Raw genomic sequence first — 13,070 nt, 5'->3', positions numbered from 1 at the left:
CCCGCAATGAGGAAAAGACTGCGGCGTTTTTTATACGGCTTTTTTTGTTGGGGGCAGAAATATCCAAATACTTCGTAAAAAAATGTAAAATAAGGATATGCCAAAGTATTATTACGCCGCCAAAAAATCTAAAAAGAAAACGAAAAAAACCTCTTCCCGCGCCTGGATGCGCACGGTGCTGTATATTTTAGCCGGCGCGCTGTGCCTGTGGCTGTTCTGCATCTTGTGGTTTAACGTTTCCAAAGGCCCGGCGGGGGACGAAGTGTCCACTTACCTTTTCCAGCTCTTGGGGCAGGGATCGGGGCTGATTCCGCTGTTTTTGGCGTATTGGCTGATTCAAACCATCCGCAATAAAAGCACTTCCTTTTTATTTTTTCTGTTGGGCTCTTCGGTTACTTTGGCCGCCTTCTCCAGCCTGCTGACGCTTCTTAAACTTATTTTTACCGATTCGCTTATCAGCGGCGGCAAGGCGGGGCAATCGCTTTTTTATGCGCTTAAAAGCGTCAGCGGAACGGTGGGGGCCACCGTGTTTTCGCTGGCGTTGGCCTTGGTAGGCATTCATATGCTGTTTGCCATTCCGTGGGCGGTTATTTTGCAAAAAACGGTGGAGTTTATCCGCAACGATTTTAACGGCTGGATGGACGCCCGCGCCGAGCTGAAACAACGCGTCAGCGAAGGGCGTGCGGAAATAAAAGAAAAATCCGCCCAAGAACCGGCCCGCCCCGTGGCGGAAGAAATCCACCACGCGCCCGAAATTCACCGCTCCAAGCCCGAAATCCGCCGCCCGGTAGCCGAACAAATCACGCTGCCCCGCCGCGAAGAACTCTCCGCCCCGGTTCCGGCCCAAAACGCCCAAACGCCCGACGGCGAAGAAACCGGCGAAGTGAAAAAATTTGATCCCAAAACATTCGTTCTTCCGCCCCTTAGCCTGCTGAACAACCCGGCGGGAGACGGCGTCGTCGGCCCGACGGACGAAGAAATCGCCCAAGCCACCCGCCGCCTGGAAGACACCTTAAAAAGCTTTGATATCCGCGCCAGCGTAACCGGCGTATCGCCGGGGCCTGTGGTAACCCGCTATGAAATCAAGCCCGACCCGGGCGTTACCATTGCCTCTATCACGGCCCGCACGCAGGACATTCAGGCCAGCATGGAGGCGCGCGCCATCCGCGTGCAGGCGCCCATTCCGGGCAAAAACGCCGTCGGCTTTGAAATTCCAAACGACCGCCCGGTCATGGTAACGATGAAGGAAATTCTGCAGTCGCCCGTGTACGCCTCTTCCAAAGCGGTGCTTCCCATTGCGCTGGGCCGCTACGCAGACGGCAACCCGGCCGGCTCCGCCGCCGAAAAATGGCCGCATATTTTAATTGCCGGGGCCACCAACAGCGGTAAATCCATTTGTCTGCATACGATTATTATGTCGCTGATGTACAAGCACCGCCCGGACGAAGTCAAATTTTTAATGATTGACCCCAAACGCGTGGAGCTTACGTTGTACGAAGGCATTCCGTATCTGTACGACCCCAAAACCTCTTGCGACGACGTGGACGTGGTAACCGACGCCAACGGCGCCGCCAAATCGCTGCAGATGCTGGTAAAAGTGATGGAAAAACGCCTGCAGATTATGCAGCTGGCCAAAGTGAAAAACATTGAAGGCTACAACCAGTGGGCCGCCCAGAACAACGAAGAAAAGATGTTCTACATCTTCGTGATTATTGACGAAATGGCCGACCTGATGCTCCAGACCAAAGCCTCTATTGAAGACTCCATCCAGCGCTTGGCGCAAATGGGGCGCGCGCTGGGCATACACCTCATTTTGTGCACGCAGCGGCCTTCGGTAAAAGTAATTACCGGCGTAATTAAGGCCAACCTGCCTTCGCGCATTGCTTTGCAGGTGGCGTCGTCTATCGACTCCAAAGTCATTTTGGATTCCACCGGCGCCGAAGATTTGCTGGGCAAAGGCGATATGCTCTTTCAAAGCACCTCGGACAAAAACCCGCTTCGCATTCAGGGGGCGTATGTGTCCGAGAAAGAAATCAAAGCCGTGGCCGATTTCCTGCGTGCGCAGGGCGGGCCCGACTATCCCGTGCAGATCGTAGCCGAACAAAACCCGCACCAACGCCCGCAGGACGGGCTGGGCGCCAGCCGCGAAGAATTAATCCAGGCGTTAAACCTAATCAAGGAACGCCGCCGCGTATCGCAGGATTTGTTAAAAGCACACTTTGGTTCCAGCGCACGCGCCACCAATATGCTAAGCGTGCTGGAAATGAAAGGATATATTTCCAAACCGGAAGGCTCCAACCGCTGGGAAATCCATTATGAAATGATTGACCAAGCCTTGGAAGAATTAAACTCCCTTCCGTACGACAAAAATTATCAGGAAGAAACCTATGAAACTGTCTATAAATAACCCCCTGTGGGCGGTAGTCTGCGCCGCATTTGTGTTGGCCGCCTGTTCCGATCAGCCCGAGCCGAAAGAAACGGCCCCGGCCCAACCGCAGGCCCAAGAAGTGCAGCCGGTTCAACCCGCTCCTAAACCAGCACCCGCACCCGCCGCCAAACCCAAGCCGGCGCCGCTGCCCGACCTGACGGCCCAACAGCTGGCGGACAAACTAAAACAATGGGACGAAAAATTGGCGTTGTTGCAAACCGATTTTATCCAAAACACTTCTTACGACGGCGTGGAAGTAAGCCGCTCCCAAGGAAAATTATTCTACGACCGCGCCCAAAACCGCCTGCGCCTGGATACCCTCAGCCCGGACGGGTTCTTGGAGCAAACGGCCGTTACCGACAAAAAAGACATCGTTATTTTGGACGAAAACAACCAGCACGTTACCACCCTTTCCTGGGCGGACTGGCAGCAAGGCCAGCCCAATCAGGCCCTGTTTGACTTCGGCAACTACACGGCCCTGCTTGAAAAGCATTCCGCCGCCGTCCAAAAGCAGGACGGGCAGACCGCCGTTTTGGTGCTTACACCCAAAGAGGGGGAAGAATATACGCTGTATTTAACGCTTTCCAAGCGGGATTTTTTCCCGCAGGTCATTACCATTCAATCGGAACTGATGGTTACGCGGGCCGATTTAAAAAATACCCAGAAGAACAAACCGCTCCCGGCGGACGTATTTGGAGGATTTAACAAATGATGACGCTAGCCAATAAAATCACCCTCACGCGCGCTGCGCTGTCTATCGTGATGTTTTTGTTTATTTTAATGCCGTTTGCCTGGTCGCGCCTCGTGGCGACGCTTATTTTTATTCTGGCCGCCAGCACCGACTGGGTGGACGGAAAAATCGCCCGCGAAACCAATACCATCACGCCCTTTGGCGCCATTGTAGACCCGTTTGTGGATAAAATACTGGTGGCGGCGGCCTTCTTTGCCTTTGTAGGCATTAAAGAACTGGATATCCCGATTTGGGCGGTATTCTTTATTCTGCTGCGCGAACTGATGATTTCCACCCTGCGCGTGATTGCCGCGCTGGAAGGCAAAGTAATGGCGGCGGAACGGTGGGGGAAATTCAAGACCGTTATTCAAATGACCGCCGTGGGAACGATTTTCTTTGTGCTGGACGTATACCACCTGGCCCATATTTTGACGGGCGGCGCCAAAAGCGTGTGCATTATTCTTTTTATCACGCTTCAAAAAATTCCGTACGCCATTACCGCCATTGCGGCGGTGATTACGTGGATCAGCGCGATTTCGTATTTGAAAAACAACTGGGATTTGCTTAAAAAATCCTGGAGTTTGCCGGTATGCAAGTAATCATTCGGGCGCTGGCGACGGGGCTGTTTGTAAGCTATCTGCCGCCGCTGGTATTTAAATATAAGAAAAATACGGGAGCCGGCTTTTTGGGCACGCTGTGGGGGGTGGCGCTGGTATTGGTTTTCCCCCGGGATGCGATGCTGTACCTGATTGCCATGCTGGCGTTTTGGGTATTTGCCGTAATTATCTGTAAAAAAGTACAATTTAAGGGGTATACGGGGCACGATAATCCCAAAATTGTGATTGACGAAATGGCCGGCTATATTACCGCCATGGCCTTTTTGCCCCGCACTTGGCCGTACTTGGCGGCGGCGTTTGTGCTGTTTCGTACGTTTGACACGCTAAAGCCGTGGCTGGTCAAAACGTTTGACCGGATGGAAAATGCCTTCGGCGTAGTGTTTGACGATGTGGCCGGCGGGCTGATGGCCAATATCTTAATTCAGCTTTTTATTATATTTTTTGTAAAGGGGCAACCCTAAGGAGATTAGAAAATATGGACTTTTCCAATATGACCAACGTGCGCGAGCTTTTAGCCGCCGGCGGGCCGGTATTAATTTTATTGTTGCTGCTGTCGGTATATTCCATTTCCGTCATTTTGGAACGCTTTTTTAAATTGCGTTCTTCCATTTCGCTCTCACGCAAGCTGCTTGCCTACTGCCGCCATCCCATCCGCTCGGAAAATTACCAAAAAGTGGAAGACGCCTGCCATAAAGACATCGTCAAAAATACGCCTGCCGCGGCCCTGATTTTGCGCCTCGTGCGCGAACGCCACCGCTCGGACGCCGAATTGGAAAAAATTTCCGATTCCATTATCGACTGGGAAATTTCCAAACTCCAGCGCCGCCTGACCGTACTGGGCACCTTGGGAAGCATTACCCCGTTTATCGGGCTGTTCGGCACGGTCATCGGTGTGATGCACGCGTTTAAAGATTTGGCTTCCACCACCGCCGCGGGAGCAGGCGCTTCCGTTGTGGCGGCCGGCATTGCAGAAGCGCTTATCAACACGGCGGCCGGCTTATTTGTGGCTATTCCGGCCGTAATCGCCTACAACTACTTCCTTTCCAAAACCAACTATTTTGCCAAGGAACTGGAAAGCGCGGCCAACGAAATCATCTACCGCCACAACGACGAATCCGGCGAGTTTTAAGCTATGAGCACGCACAAAAACAGAACGGTAATGGCAGAAATCAACATGGTGCCTTTTATCGACATCACGCTGATTTTGCTCATCATTTTTATGGTCATGAGTCCGATGCTGGTGCAAATGCAGATGACGGTGGATTTGCCCAAATCCCAAGCCATCAACACCCAAGCGGAGGACGACGTCATCCGCATTGAAGTGCAAAAAGACGGCACGATCAGCGTGATGAACAAAAAGCTGACGCTCAAAAATCTGGAACGCGAATTGATTTTGCGCATGGGAAAAGCCAGCAAAAAGACCATTCTTGTACAGGCAGATAAAGACGTGCCGATACAACAGGTGGTGGACGTGTTTGACATTGCCAAAAAACTCGGCGCCGCCAAGCTGGGAATTGGAGTACTTTCTAAAAACTAATGAACCGATATCTGGCCCTATCCGGCGGCCTGCATATTTTGGCCGCACTGTTTTTGCTCCTTTTGTTGGCGCCCAGCGCCAAGAAGGCCGCGGCCACGTATACCATTGATTTTATCGGCACGGGCAAGGTGGTAGCCACCACCGGGCAGGAAGCGGCCTCGCCCGTAAAAGCGCCCAAAGCCGCCGTACAGGCGCCGGCGCCCGCCAAAGAAGCCGTGGCCAAGCCCGCCCCCAAAACAAACAAAAAAGCCTACGCTTCCAAATCGGAAATTACAACTAAAAAACAAACCAAAAAAGCCCAGCCTAAACCCGCCCCGCTGGCGGCCCCCAGCGTGCTGGACGACGCCGCCGATTCCAAAGCACAGGCGGGAGGGGGGACGGCCTCTAAAGAAGGCGAATTTGCCGGCGGCAACATTCAAACCGATTTTGCCAATTTCCCCTATCCGTGGTACATTACCCAAGTGCGCAACTCGCTGTGGATTGAATGGGAAAAACGGCGCCCCGCCGGAACGGAACTTTCGGCCTTGGTTTCCTTTGCCATCGCCCGCGACGGCAAAATAAAAGATTTGCAGGTAGCGCGCAAATCCGGGGATGATACCTTTGACTTCGCCGCCACGTCCGCCGTCATCAACGCCGGCCCTTTTGCGCCGCTGCCGATGTATTACGAAAAAGACGAACTCACCGTCAGCGTAGAGTTCCGTCAGGAGATATAATATGAACGGATGGCAGCGTTTTGCGCTTTTGATTTTATGTTGTTTTACCGTCATGGTGCTCTACCCGGATTTCGGCACTTCCGGCTGGACGTTTATCGGCGTGGTATTTGCCATGTGGACGGGCGTGATTATGGTATTGTCGGTAATCTCCAACTTGTTCGGGCTCTATAACTTGGAAACGTTTAATAAGCTCATCACGTTTGTTTTGTTATGCGCGATTATGTATTCGCTGTTGTGGTATTTTCCGCAGGAAGACAAAGTAACCCCCATCAACAAAATCAAATACGGCGAAATTCCCACCAAGGCCGACATTGAAAAAGGCTTAAAACGATTCACCTTTAATTTTGATTTTGTACGGCGCAATGCCCGCCGGAAAGAAAATTTTATCAATCAGGATTTGGACGGGGACAAGGTAAAAGATCAGATTAAGAAAAAAGTCTCCGAAACGACCGACGATTTAATAGAATCCATTGATATCCAAGTGGAGTAACGCAATTATGAAAAATACCCTTTTAATTACCGGCGGCAACGGATTTATCGGCCGCGCGCTGACGGACAAACTCTTGCAGGAAGGCTTCAACGTGCGCATTGTTACCCGCCGCACCCCCAAGGAGCAGCCTGCCAATCCTTCGGTTACGCTCATCCAAGCCGATTATAATGACGTAGAATCCCTCAAACGCGCCCTGAAAGGCTGCGTGGGGGTGTTCCACCTGGCGGCCGCCATTTTCGGGTTTAAACGCGAAGATTTTGAAAAAGCCAACGTTACCGCCACCCGCAACGTGGTGCAGGCCGTAAACGAAATGCCGGAAATCAAGACTTTTGTGCACGTCTCCAGCTTGGCGGCCAGCGGCTACGCGCCGGACAAAGATCATCCCCGTACCGAAGAAATGACGCCGAATCCCGTGTCCGACTATGGAATTACCAAATGGGGGGGAGAGCAGGCCGTGCATACCCTGCGCCCCGGCGTAAAATGGACGATCATCCGCCCGCCCATCGTATACGGAAAAAACGATTCGGGCGTCTCGAAAATCGCGCTCTGGGTACGCCGCGGCGTGATGGTAAACACTTCCGGCAACGGATACTTCAGCTTTGTGCATGTGGACGATCTGGTGCAGGCGCTGTGGCTGGCGTTTGCCCGCCCGGATACTGACAAACAAACCTTCTTTGTAACGGAAGACGCCGTGTATTCCTGGGATTATTTCATTACCGAAATGGCCCGCGCCATGAACTGCCACAAGCCGTTTATGCCGCACGCCCCCAAATGGCTGCTGCGCACGGCGGCGTGGATATACGAATTGGCCGCCCACATCAGCGGGGCCCAGCCGGCTTTAAATTACGACAAAGTAACCGAGGCGACCGTGCCGGGGCATTGGATTTGCTCGGGCAAAAAGTGGCAGCAGTTAACCGGTCAAAAGTTTACTCCGCTGGCGGAAGGGTTAAAGAAAAGTTTTTAACACGCCCGCGGATAAGCCAGACAAGCGGTTTAAATTTTGTTATAATATATAAGCCGTCGGAAATACGGCAAGAAAAACCCTTTTGGAGAGGTGGCTGAGAGGCCGAAAGCGGCGGTTTGCTAAACCGTTATACGGGTTAATTCCCGTATCGAGGGTTCGAATCCCTCCCTCTCCGTATTTAGACGAGAGCCCGTTTCTTCTAAGAAGCGGGCTCTTTTTTGCTCTTTTTACGTTAGGAAACATGTCAATTTATTTCAAGGGTTTAAAGGTATTTTCCCCAAAAAAGTGAGGCACCCTGTTTTTTATTGTCCCGGGCAGTTTGGAAACACATTTTTTGACCTTTTCCATATTTGTAATTTTTTCGGCAGGGGATTTCTTACACAAGATAGAAGGGTATAATTAATGTTCTTCCGTGACCTATGTATCCGCGTGTCCGGCATAGGGGGAAGCCTCCTTTTCTTTAATGCTAACATTACACCGCGCCGTTATGAACCTGCCCAAGCAGGGCCTGGAACTGTTGGGCATGGACAAAAAATCGGTATGCAATAAGGGCAAAGCGTGCAAGCACATCAGCGTAGATTTTGGGAATTGAATGGAGGAACGGTCAGCGTATCTGGGATATGTAAAAATTGCGGATGTAAAGCATGAATACTAAATTTACATCCTTTTTTCTTTATTAAATTTTCCCAGTCACTTGGGGTAAATTTAAATGATATAAAAGTTTTTTCCCCATCCGAAAAACTTCCAGCCTTTTGGGACTGAATTATTTTTTCACCGTTGCAGGAGATAATTATTTCGGCATATTGATTGTATACCCAATATGGATGCGAAGCGGAGGTTAGTAATACGAAATCATTCTCTGCGATCCATTGTTTGTATATTTCGGGAATCTGTGGGTCGTTTCCCCACATGGCTTTAACGATATTAACGGGGAAATCCGGTTTCCGATCAGACGTATCTGTCAGTTGAAATGCAGGAGCGGGAACGTATTGTCTAAAAAATGCGATGACGTCTTGGGTAACAGGTTCATGCCCCAGCCAAGGATATAGATGTGTTTGTACATTGGGGGCTAGTTTAGCTAATAATTGCAAAGATTGTGCCCGGCGTTCAAAAACGTCTTTTCCGGGTAACACTTTTTGCAGCACAGGACGTTCTACTTTTTCTGCAAAACACTCTTCATATAAGAAAGTGTCGTTATCGTCCATTTCTCCATTGGTAGATAAAATCGGAATTTTTGACCACGCTTTTTTATTAAATTTTCTCCCGGTATATTCTTGCATATCGGCTACCCCAACGGGATAGATTAAACGCTCTGCGTTTAATTCTTCAATCGGCAGCATATGGTACAATGCTCCGCCGGTGGCCAATGCAAGGACGTATTCGGGATGGAGCATGGCCCAACGCCAGGCAAATACGCCCGCTGCTGAAAATCCCGTTACTAAAAATTTATTTTTTGTATGAATATGGCGTTTACTTAATTGTTGACGCGCATCCCGGAGCATATTTAATACTTGTAAATCCAGCCGCTTAAATGGTTCTTCTTGCGATGTAAATACGGCCCGGCTTAACGCATGCGTATAGAAATCTTCCGGCCGTTGCACGATAGGCATGACTAAAGGCACACCCAGTTCATCGGCGATAGGATATTCGCTGAGTTCATGGCGCAAACGAAACAGCGTTTTTTCTTCTGTTTCTTGAATAGAGTCTGTTACTCCGCAATCGGTCATAATCAGCAGAATGGGCAATTTGTGAGAGGTATTCATGGTTTTGGGCAGGTAGAGTGCATAGCCCCAGAAAAACCCCTTTTCCGGACTAGGGGGAAAGGTTAAAATCTCTCCTGTAGATTGCGCATGCAAACCTACATAGCAAGATAGGATAAACAAACAGCTTATAATAATTTTTTTCATGGTTACCCTAGCCCCTCTACCTAATTTTCACCAATGCATTTTTATTGTAACAAATTTTATATTTTTACATATTTAGCATATCTAAAAAGCATGGTATGACACCGGTGGTCATAGATGAAAAATCGCGATGCGACGGAGGAAAAAGCGTGCAATCAAATCAGCGTGGATTTTGGAAAATTAATGGGGGGGATAGGGCGGTTTTCACAATACCAGTATATGTTTTGAGAAAGACCCCGTCTCCTTACAAAGTCTCACACCCGGAAAAATCTGTCTGTCATTTTTATCTTCCGCCATTCTGCCGCATTACCCCGTACAAAAATGCCCCATAAAAACCCTTGACTTAGAGTTAACTCCAGCATTTACAATATACTTACATGGAGGATACCTATGAAAAAAATACTCATTGGGCTCTTGCCTGTACTTTGTTTTTTGGGAGGAAATACGATGGTAAATGCAAAAACATGGGATAAAACTTTCGCCAAAAGCGACTTGGTAACGGTAAAAAAAGTTTCTTTTAAAAACCGCTTTGGCATCAAATTAGCAGGGGACTTATACGCCCCTAAATCCATTAAAAAAGGGGAAAAATTGCCCGCTATCGCCCTATCGGGCCCGTTTGGCGCCGTGAAGGAGCAAGCTTCCGGCCTGTATGCCCAAACCTTGGCCCAGCGCGGATTTATCACCTTGGCGTTTGACCCTTCTTACACGGGGGAAAGCTCCGGCAAGCCCCGCAACATTGCTTCGCCGGACATCAACACCGAAGATTTCAGCGCCGCGGTAGATTTTTTAAGCACGCAGAAAAACGTCAATCCGCAGCAGATCGGGATTTTGGGAATTTGCGGCTTTGGTGGGTTTGCCATCAACGCCGCCGCCATGGACACCCGCATCAAGGCTACCGTTACGTCTACGATGTACGATATGACGCGCGTTTCCGCCAAGGGCTATTTTGACGCCATGGACGCCGACGCCCGCTACGCCCAAAAAGAACAGCTAAATGCCCAGCGCACCCGGGATTTTGAGTCCGGCACGTATGCACCTCAGCCCGGCCTGCCCGAAAAATTAACCGGCCAAGAGCCTTGGTTTGTGCAGGACTATTGGCATTATTACAAAACGCCGCGCGGCTTTCATAAACGCTCCATCAATTCCAACGGCAACTGGACGATGACCTCCACCCTGTCTTTAATGAACCTGCCCATTCTGGCCTACAGCAATGAAATCCGCAGTGCGGTGCTCATGATCCACGGCGAAAAAGCCCACAGCCGCTACTTTAGCGAAGACGCGTTTAAAAAGCTGACGGGGGACAATAAAGAACTCCTCATCATCCCGGGGGCTACGCACGTGGATCTGTACGACAACCTGCAAAAAATCCCGTTTGATAAAATAGAAAAATTCTTTAAGGACAACTTAAAGTAGAAAACGGATATGCGTTTTTTGAGCAGTTTGTCGGCCGTTATTCTTTTGCTTTCTGCCTGCTTGGCTTGGCAGGCAGAAAGCAACACGCTTGACGCGAAACCGCAAAACGCCTTGACTATGAACCTCCTGATTAACCAAAAATCTTTTCCCGTCATTTTGGCGGACAATCCCACCGCACGCGCCTTTGCCGAGAGCACGCCGCTGACGGTTACGATGAATGATTTAAACAACAACGAAAAATATCATTATCTTTCCCGCCCGCTGCCGGCCCAACCCAAAACGGCCGGGCACATTAAAGCGGGGGATTTAATGCTGTTTGGAAACGATTGTTTAGTGCTTTTTTACAAAGATTTTCCTTCCAGCTACCGCTACACCCGCATCGGCACGGTGCAAAACCCGCAGCAATGGGTGCAGATGTTGGGCAACAATACGGTAACGGTTACGTTTTCCCGCTGAAATTTTACCTTTTGTTTAACAGCGGTTGCACCGAAGCGTTACGTGCGATTTTTGCTAAAGCAAGTGGCAAAAATACTTTTTTCTTGCTATCATACTAAGCAGGAATCCCTATGAAAAAATATATATTAACCATGACCCTGTTGGCATGTGCTGCGCTGGCCGGCGCGGGGGAAATTGCGGACGACTGCACCTATAACGGCATTCCCCTATATGGACGGGTGCAGGTAGTGGAATTTATGGCCGACTTTACCGTCCAAAAAGTTCCCTTCCGGCCGGACTTGCGGGTACAAAACACTGTTTTCTCACCCAACAAATGCGGGGAATGGCAATTTGTGGAATTTATGCCGGACTTTACAATTCAATATGTGGAATTCTCGCCGGATTTTACCATTCAAATGGTGGATTTTTTCCCCGGCCTTCCGTAAAACTGCACTTTACGCGCATAAAAAAAGCTCCCCGAACGGGGAGCTTTTTAAAATACCGGACAAGATTACTTTTCGCAGTAGTGGGAAAAATTGCTGTACGTAACAAATTTTTCTTCATACGCGATAAACGCTTCCTGCAAAATTTTAACGGCTGTTTTCTTGTCAAAGATTTTTTCCACCACGACGCTCTTATTTTCCAATTTTTTATAATCTTCAAAAAAGCTCATCGTTTCCGAAACCAAATGTTCCGGCAGCTGGGAAATATCCGTATAGTGGCTGACGTTCGGGTCGCCCTGCGCCACGCCGATGATTTTATCGTCGGCCTCGCCGTTGTCCAACATGCGCATTACGCCAATAATGCGCGCCGGCACAATGCACAGCGGCACGACTTCGGCCTGGGAAAGAATCAAGATATCCAGCGGGTCTCTGTCCGCCCCGTACGTGCGGGGGATAAAACCATAGTTGGCGGGATAATACACGGAAGAATACAACACGCGGTCTAAGCGCAAAAGGCCGCTTTCTTTGTCCAATTCGTATTTGGCGCGCGTGCCTTTGGGAATTTCAATAACGCCGTTTACCACGTCCGGCAGGGTTCTTTTGTCGCCGGGAGACACATGGTGCCACGGATTAAAATTACTTGTAAACATCTCTACCTCTTTTCTCTTTAATTTACTTTTTAATTATAGCAATTATCCAGCCTGCCTTGCCCGCTGGACGATATTTCCAAGATATTGATTTTCGCTTTCAAAGCCGCTATCATAACGCTATATTTAACCGGAGGATATCCCCATGAAAAACTGCTTCTTACCCTATTTTGTTTATCTTGTTTTGCCCCTTTCGCAGCGGCGGGAGACTGGGGGGCTGCCGTAAAGTTGGGTTACGGCGAAAATGACCCCCAAACGATGCAAGACCTGTTTGACTACGCTACGGCCTATAACAGAGAGTTGAGCAAGTCGGGCGGAATTTTTGCGTTGGAAGTTTTGCACGAATGGCCTTCTTCCGAGGAAAACAAAATCGGCGTCAAGGCCGGACTGGATTTTTACGGAGAAAATGAACTGAAGTTACACGGCCTGGGCACCGCCACGGAAGAAACCTATGCCATCCCGGTAACCGTCTATTATAAATGGAATAAGGGCCTGCAAAACTGGAGTTATTGGCTCGGCCTGGGGCTAAGCTACCTCCATACGGAGCTCGATGATTTAAGCGACAGCAAATTTTTCCCGCACATTACCGGCGGGGTAGAGTACCGCTTTACGCAGGCCTTTGCCTTGGGCTTGGATCTGAAATATAACTTTTCCTCCAAAATCACAAAAGACGGAGCCGTTCTTTCAGACCGTTCCGGCTTGAGCGCAGCCTTGGCCGGCCGTTTTTATTTTTAATCTCTTCAGCCCCG

16 protein-coding genes and 1 tRNA gene are annotated in these 13,070 nt (G+C 49.7%); 15 read left to right on the top strand and 2 right to left on the bottom strand.

What is annotated here, in order from left to right; translation table 11 throughout:
- The first annotated feature begins 97 nt into the window (after positions 1–97).
- The 11 genes from B5F75_RS02975 (at position 98) to B5F75_RS07615 (ending at position 8,071) form a co-directional block, all read left to right on the top strand.
- Positions 98–2,407, top strand: a complete 2,310-nt coding sequence (locus B5F75_RS02975; RefSeq protein WP_087287740.1) for an FtsK/SpoIIIE family DNA translocase — start codon at positions 98–100, stop codon at positions 2,405–2,407.
- On the top strand, positions 2,388–3,140 hold the full coding sequence (locus tag B5F75_RS02970; protein ID WP_087287736.1) for a LolA family protein: 753 nt from the start codon (positions 2,388–2,390) through the stop codon (positions 3,138–3,140). Before B5F75_RS02975 ends, B5F75_RS02970 begins: the two co-directional genes overlap by 20 nt.
- Entirely contained in the window at positions 3,137–3,757 is a 621-nt protein-coding gene (gene pgsA, locus B5F75_RS02965; RefSeq protein ID WP_087287732.1) for a CDP-diacylglycerol--glycerol-3-phosphate 3-phosphatidyltransferase, read from the top strand. Before B5F75_RS02970 ends, pgsA begins: the two co-directional genes overlap by 4 nt.
- The gene (locus B5F75_RS02960; RefSeq protein WP_087287729.1) at positions 3,748–4,236 is read left to right on the top strand and encodes a phosphatidylglycerophosphatase A family protein; all 489 of its coding nucleotides are present in this window, start codon (positions 3,748–3,750) and stop codon (positions 4,234–4,236) included. Before pgsA ends, B5F75_RS02960 begins: the two co-directional genes overlap by 10 nt.
- 14 nt (positions 4,237–4,250) lie before the next feature.
- The gene (locus B5F75_RS02955) at positions 4,251–4,904 is read left to right on the top strand and encodes a MotA/TolQ/ExbB proton channel family protein (RefSeq protein ID WP_087287726.1); all 654 of its coding nucleotides are present in this window, start codon (positions 4,251–4,253) and stop codon (positions 4,902–4,904) included.
- A 30-nt stretch (positions 4,905–4,934) separates the two neighbouring features.
- Complete coding sequence (locus tag B5F75_RS02950; protein WP_158093759.1) at positions 4,935–5,312, top strand: ExbD/TolR family protein; 378 nt, start codon at positions 4,935–4,937, stop codon at positions 5,310–5,312.
- Entirely contained in the window at positions 5,312–6,025 is a 714-nt protein-coding gene (locus B5F75_RS02945; protein ID WP_087287719.1) for a TonB family protein, read from the top strand. Before B5F75_RS02950 ends, B5F75_RS02945 begins: the two co-directional genes overlap by 1 nt.
- A 1-nt stretch (position 6,026) precedes the next feature.
- Complete coding sequence (locus B5F75_RS02940; RefSeq protein ID WP_087287716.1) at positions 6,027–6,515, top strand: hypothetical protein; 489 nt, start codon at positions 6,027–6,029, stop codon at positions 6,513–6,515.
- 7 nt (positions 6,516–6,522) lie between these two features.
- Positions 6,523–7,479 carry an NAD-dependent epimerase/dehydratase family protein gene (locus B5F75_RS02935; RefSeq protein ID WP_087287713.1) on the top strand — a complete coding sequence of 319 codons (957 nt, stop codon included), beginning with the start codon at positions 6,523–6,525 and terminating at the stop codon, positions 7,477–7,479.
- Positions 7,480–7,563: 84 nt separating this feature from the next.
- Positions 7,564–7,654, top strand: a tRNA-Ser gene (locus B5F75_RS02930).
- A gap of 288 nt (positions 7,655–7,942) precedes the next feature.
- Positions 7,943–8,071, top strand: a complete 129-nt coding sequence (locus B5F75_RS07615) for a hypothetical protein (protein ID WP_255375226.1) — start codon at positions 7,943–7,945, stop codon at positions 8,069–8,071.
- Here B5F75_RS07615 and B5F75_RS02925 read toward each other — a convergent pair.
- Positions 8,049–9,386, bottom strand: coding sequence for an alpha/beta fold hydrolase (locus B5F75_RS02925; protein ID WP_087287710.1), 1,338 nt, complete (start codon positions 9,384–9,386; stop codon positions 8,049–8,051). The genes B5F75_RS07615 and B5F75_RS02925 overlap by 23 nt on opposite strands.
- Before the next feature lie 387 nt (positions 9,387–9,773).
- On the opposite strand from B5F75_RS02925, the gene B5F75_RS02920 reads away from it, so the two are divergent.
- The 3 genes from B5F75_RS02920 to B5F75_RS02910 all read left to right on the top strand — a co-directional run bounded on the left by B5F75_RS02920 (position 9,774) and on the right by B5F75_RS02910 (position 11,677).
- Positions 9,774–10,796, top strand: coding sequence for an alpha/beta hydrolase (locus B5F75_RS02920; RefSeq protein ID WP_087287707.1), 1,023 nt, complete (start codon positions 9,774–9,776; stop codon positions 10,794–10,796).
- 9 nt (positions 10,797–10,805) lie between these two features.
- Positions 10,806–11,252, top strand: a complete 447-nt coding sequence (locus B5F75_RS02915) for a cyclophilin-like fold protein (protein ID WP_087287704.1) — start codon at positions 10,806–10,808, stop codon at positions 11,250–11,252.
- Between the two features lie 110 nt (positions 11,253–11,362).
- Entirely contained in the window at positions 11,363–11,677 is a 315-nt protein-coding gene (locus tag B5F75_RS02910) for a 7(1) septoil knot domain-containing protein (protein WP_087287702.1), read from the top strand.
- Between the two features lie 65 nt (positions 11,678–11,742).
- Here the strand turns inward: B5F75_RS02910 and B5F75_RS02905 are convergent, their stop codons facing one another.
- A complete protein-coding gene (locus B5F75_RS02905; RefSeq protein WP_087287699.1) occupies positions 11,743–12,324 on the bottom strand; it encodes an inorganic diphosphatase in 582 nt (193 codons plus the stop codon).
- 84 nt (positions 12,325–12,408) lie between these two features.
- Between B5F75_RS02905 and B5F75_RS02900 the strand changes: the two genes are divergently transcribed.
- Positions 12,409–13,056 (top strand): outer membrane beta-barrel protein, encoded by a 648-nt coding sequence (locus B5F75_RS02900; protein WP_158093758.1) that lies wholly within the window; start codon positions 12,409–12,411, stop codon positions 13,054–13,056.
- The last annotated feature ends 14 nt before the right edge of the window (positions 13,057–13,070 follow it).

Source organism: Elusimicrobium sp. An273 (genome assembly GCF_002159705.1).
GTDB classification, from domain to species: domain Bacteria; phylum Elusimicrobiota; class Elusimicrobia; order Elusimicrobiales; family Elusimicrobiaceae; genus Avelusimicrobium; species Avelusimicrobium gallicola.
This window is presented reverse-complemented; position numbering and strand designations above follow the sequence as displayed.

Bases quoted from the DNA above. Each gene is read 5' to 3' on its own strand.
- B5F75_RS02975 (WP_087287740.1), top strand. From the start codon at position 98: ATGCCAAAGTATTATTACGCCGCCAAAAAATCTAAAAAGAAAACGAAA.
- B5F75_RS02970 (WP_087287736.1), top strand. From the start codon at position 2,388: ATGAAACTGTCTATAAATAACCCCCTGTGGGCGGTAGTCTGCGCCGCA.
- pgsA (WP_087287732.1), top strand. From the start codon at position 3,137: ATGATGACGCTAGCCAATAAAATCACCCTCACGCGCGCTGCGCTGTCT.
- B5F75_RS02960 (WP_087287729.1), top strand. From the start codon at position 3,748: ATGCAAGTAATCATTCGGGCGCTGGCGACGGGGCTGTTTGTAAGCTAT.
- B5F75_RS02955 (WP_087287726.1), top strand. From the start codon at position 4,251: ATGGACTTTTCCAATATGACCAACGTGCGCGAGCTTTTAGCCGCCGGC.
- B5F75_RS02950 (WP_158093759.1), top strand. From the start codon at position 4,935: ATGGCAGAAATCAACATGGTGCCTTTTATCGACATCACGCTGATTTTG.
- B5F75_RS02945 (WP_087287719.1), top strand. From the start codon at position 5,312: ATGAACCGATATCTGGCCCTATCCGGCGGCCTGCATATTTTGGCCGCA.
- B5F75_RS02940 (WP_087287716.1), top strand. From the start codon at position 6,027: ATGAACGGATGGCAGCGTTTTGCGCTTTTGATTTTATGTTGTTTTACC.
- B5F75_RS02935 (WP_087287713.1), top strand. From the start codon at position 6,523: ATGAAAAATACCCTTTTAATTACCGGCGGCAACGGATTTATCGGCCGC.
- B5F75_RS07615 (WP_255375226.1), top strand. From the start codon at position 7,943: ATGCTAACATTACACCGCGCCGTTATGAACCTGCCCAAGCAGGGCCTG.
- B5F75_RS02925 (WP_087287710.1), bottom strand. From the start codon at position 9,386: ATGAAAAAAATTATTATAAGCTGTTTGTTTATCCTATCTTGCTATGTA.
- B5F75_RS02920 (WP_087287707.1), top strand. From the start codon at position 9,774: ATGAAAAAAATACTCATTGGGCTCTTGCCTGTACTTTGTTTTTTGGGA.
- B5F75_RS02915 (WP_087287704.1), top strand. From the start codon at position 10,806: ATGCGTTTTTTGAGCAGTTTGTCGGCCGTTATTCTTTTGCTTTCTGCC.
- B5F75_RS02910 (WP_087287702.1), top strand. From the start codon at position 11,363: ATGAAAAAATATATATTAACCATGACCCTGTTGGCATGTGCTGCGCTG.
- B5F75_RS02905 (WP_087287699.1), bottom strand. From the start codon at position 12,324: ATGTTTACAAGTAATTTTAATCCGTGGCACCATGTGTCTCCCGGCGAC.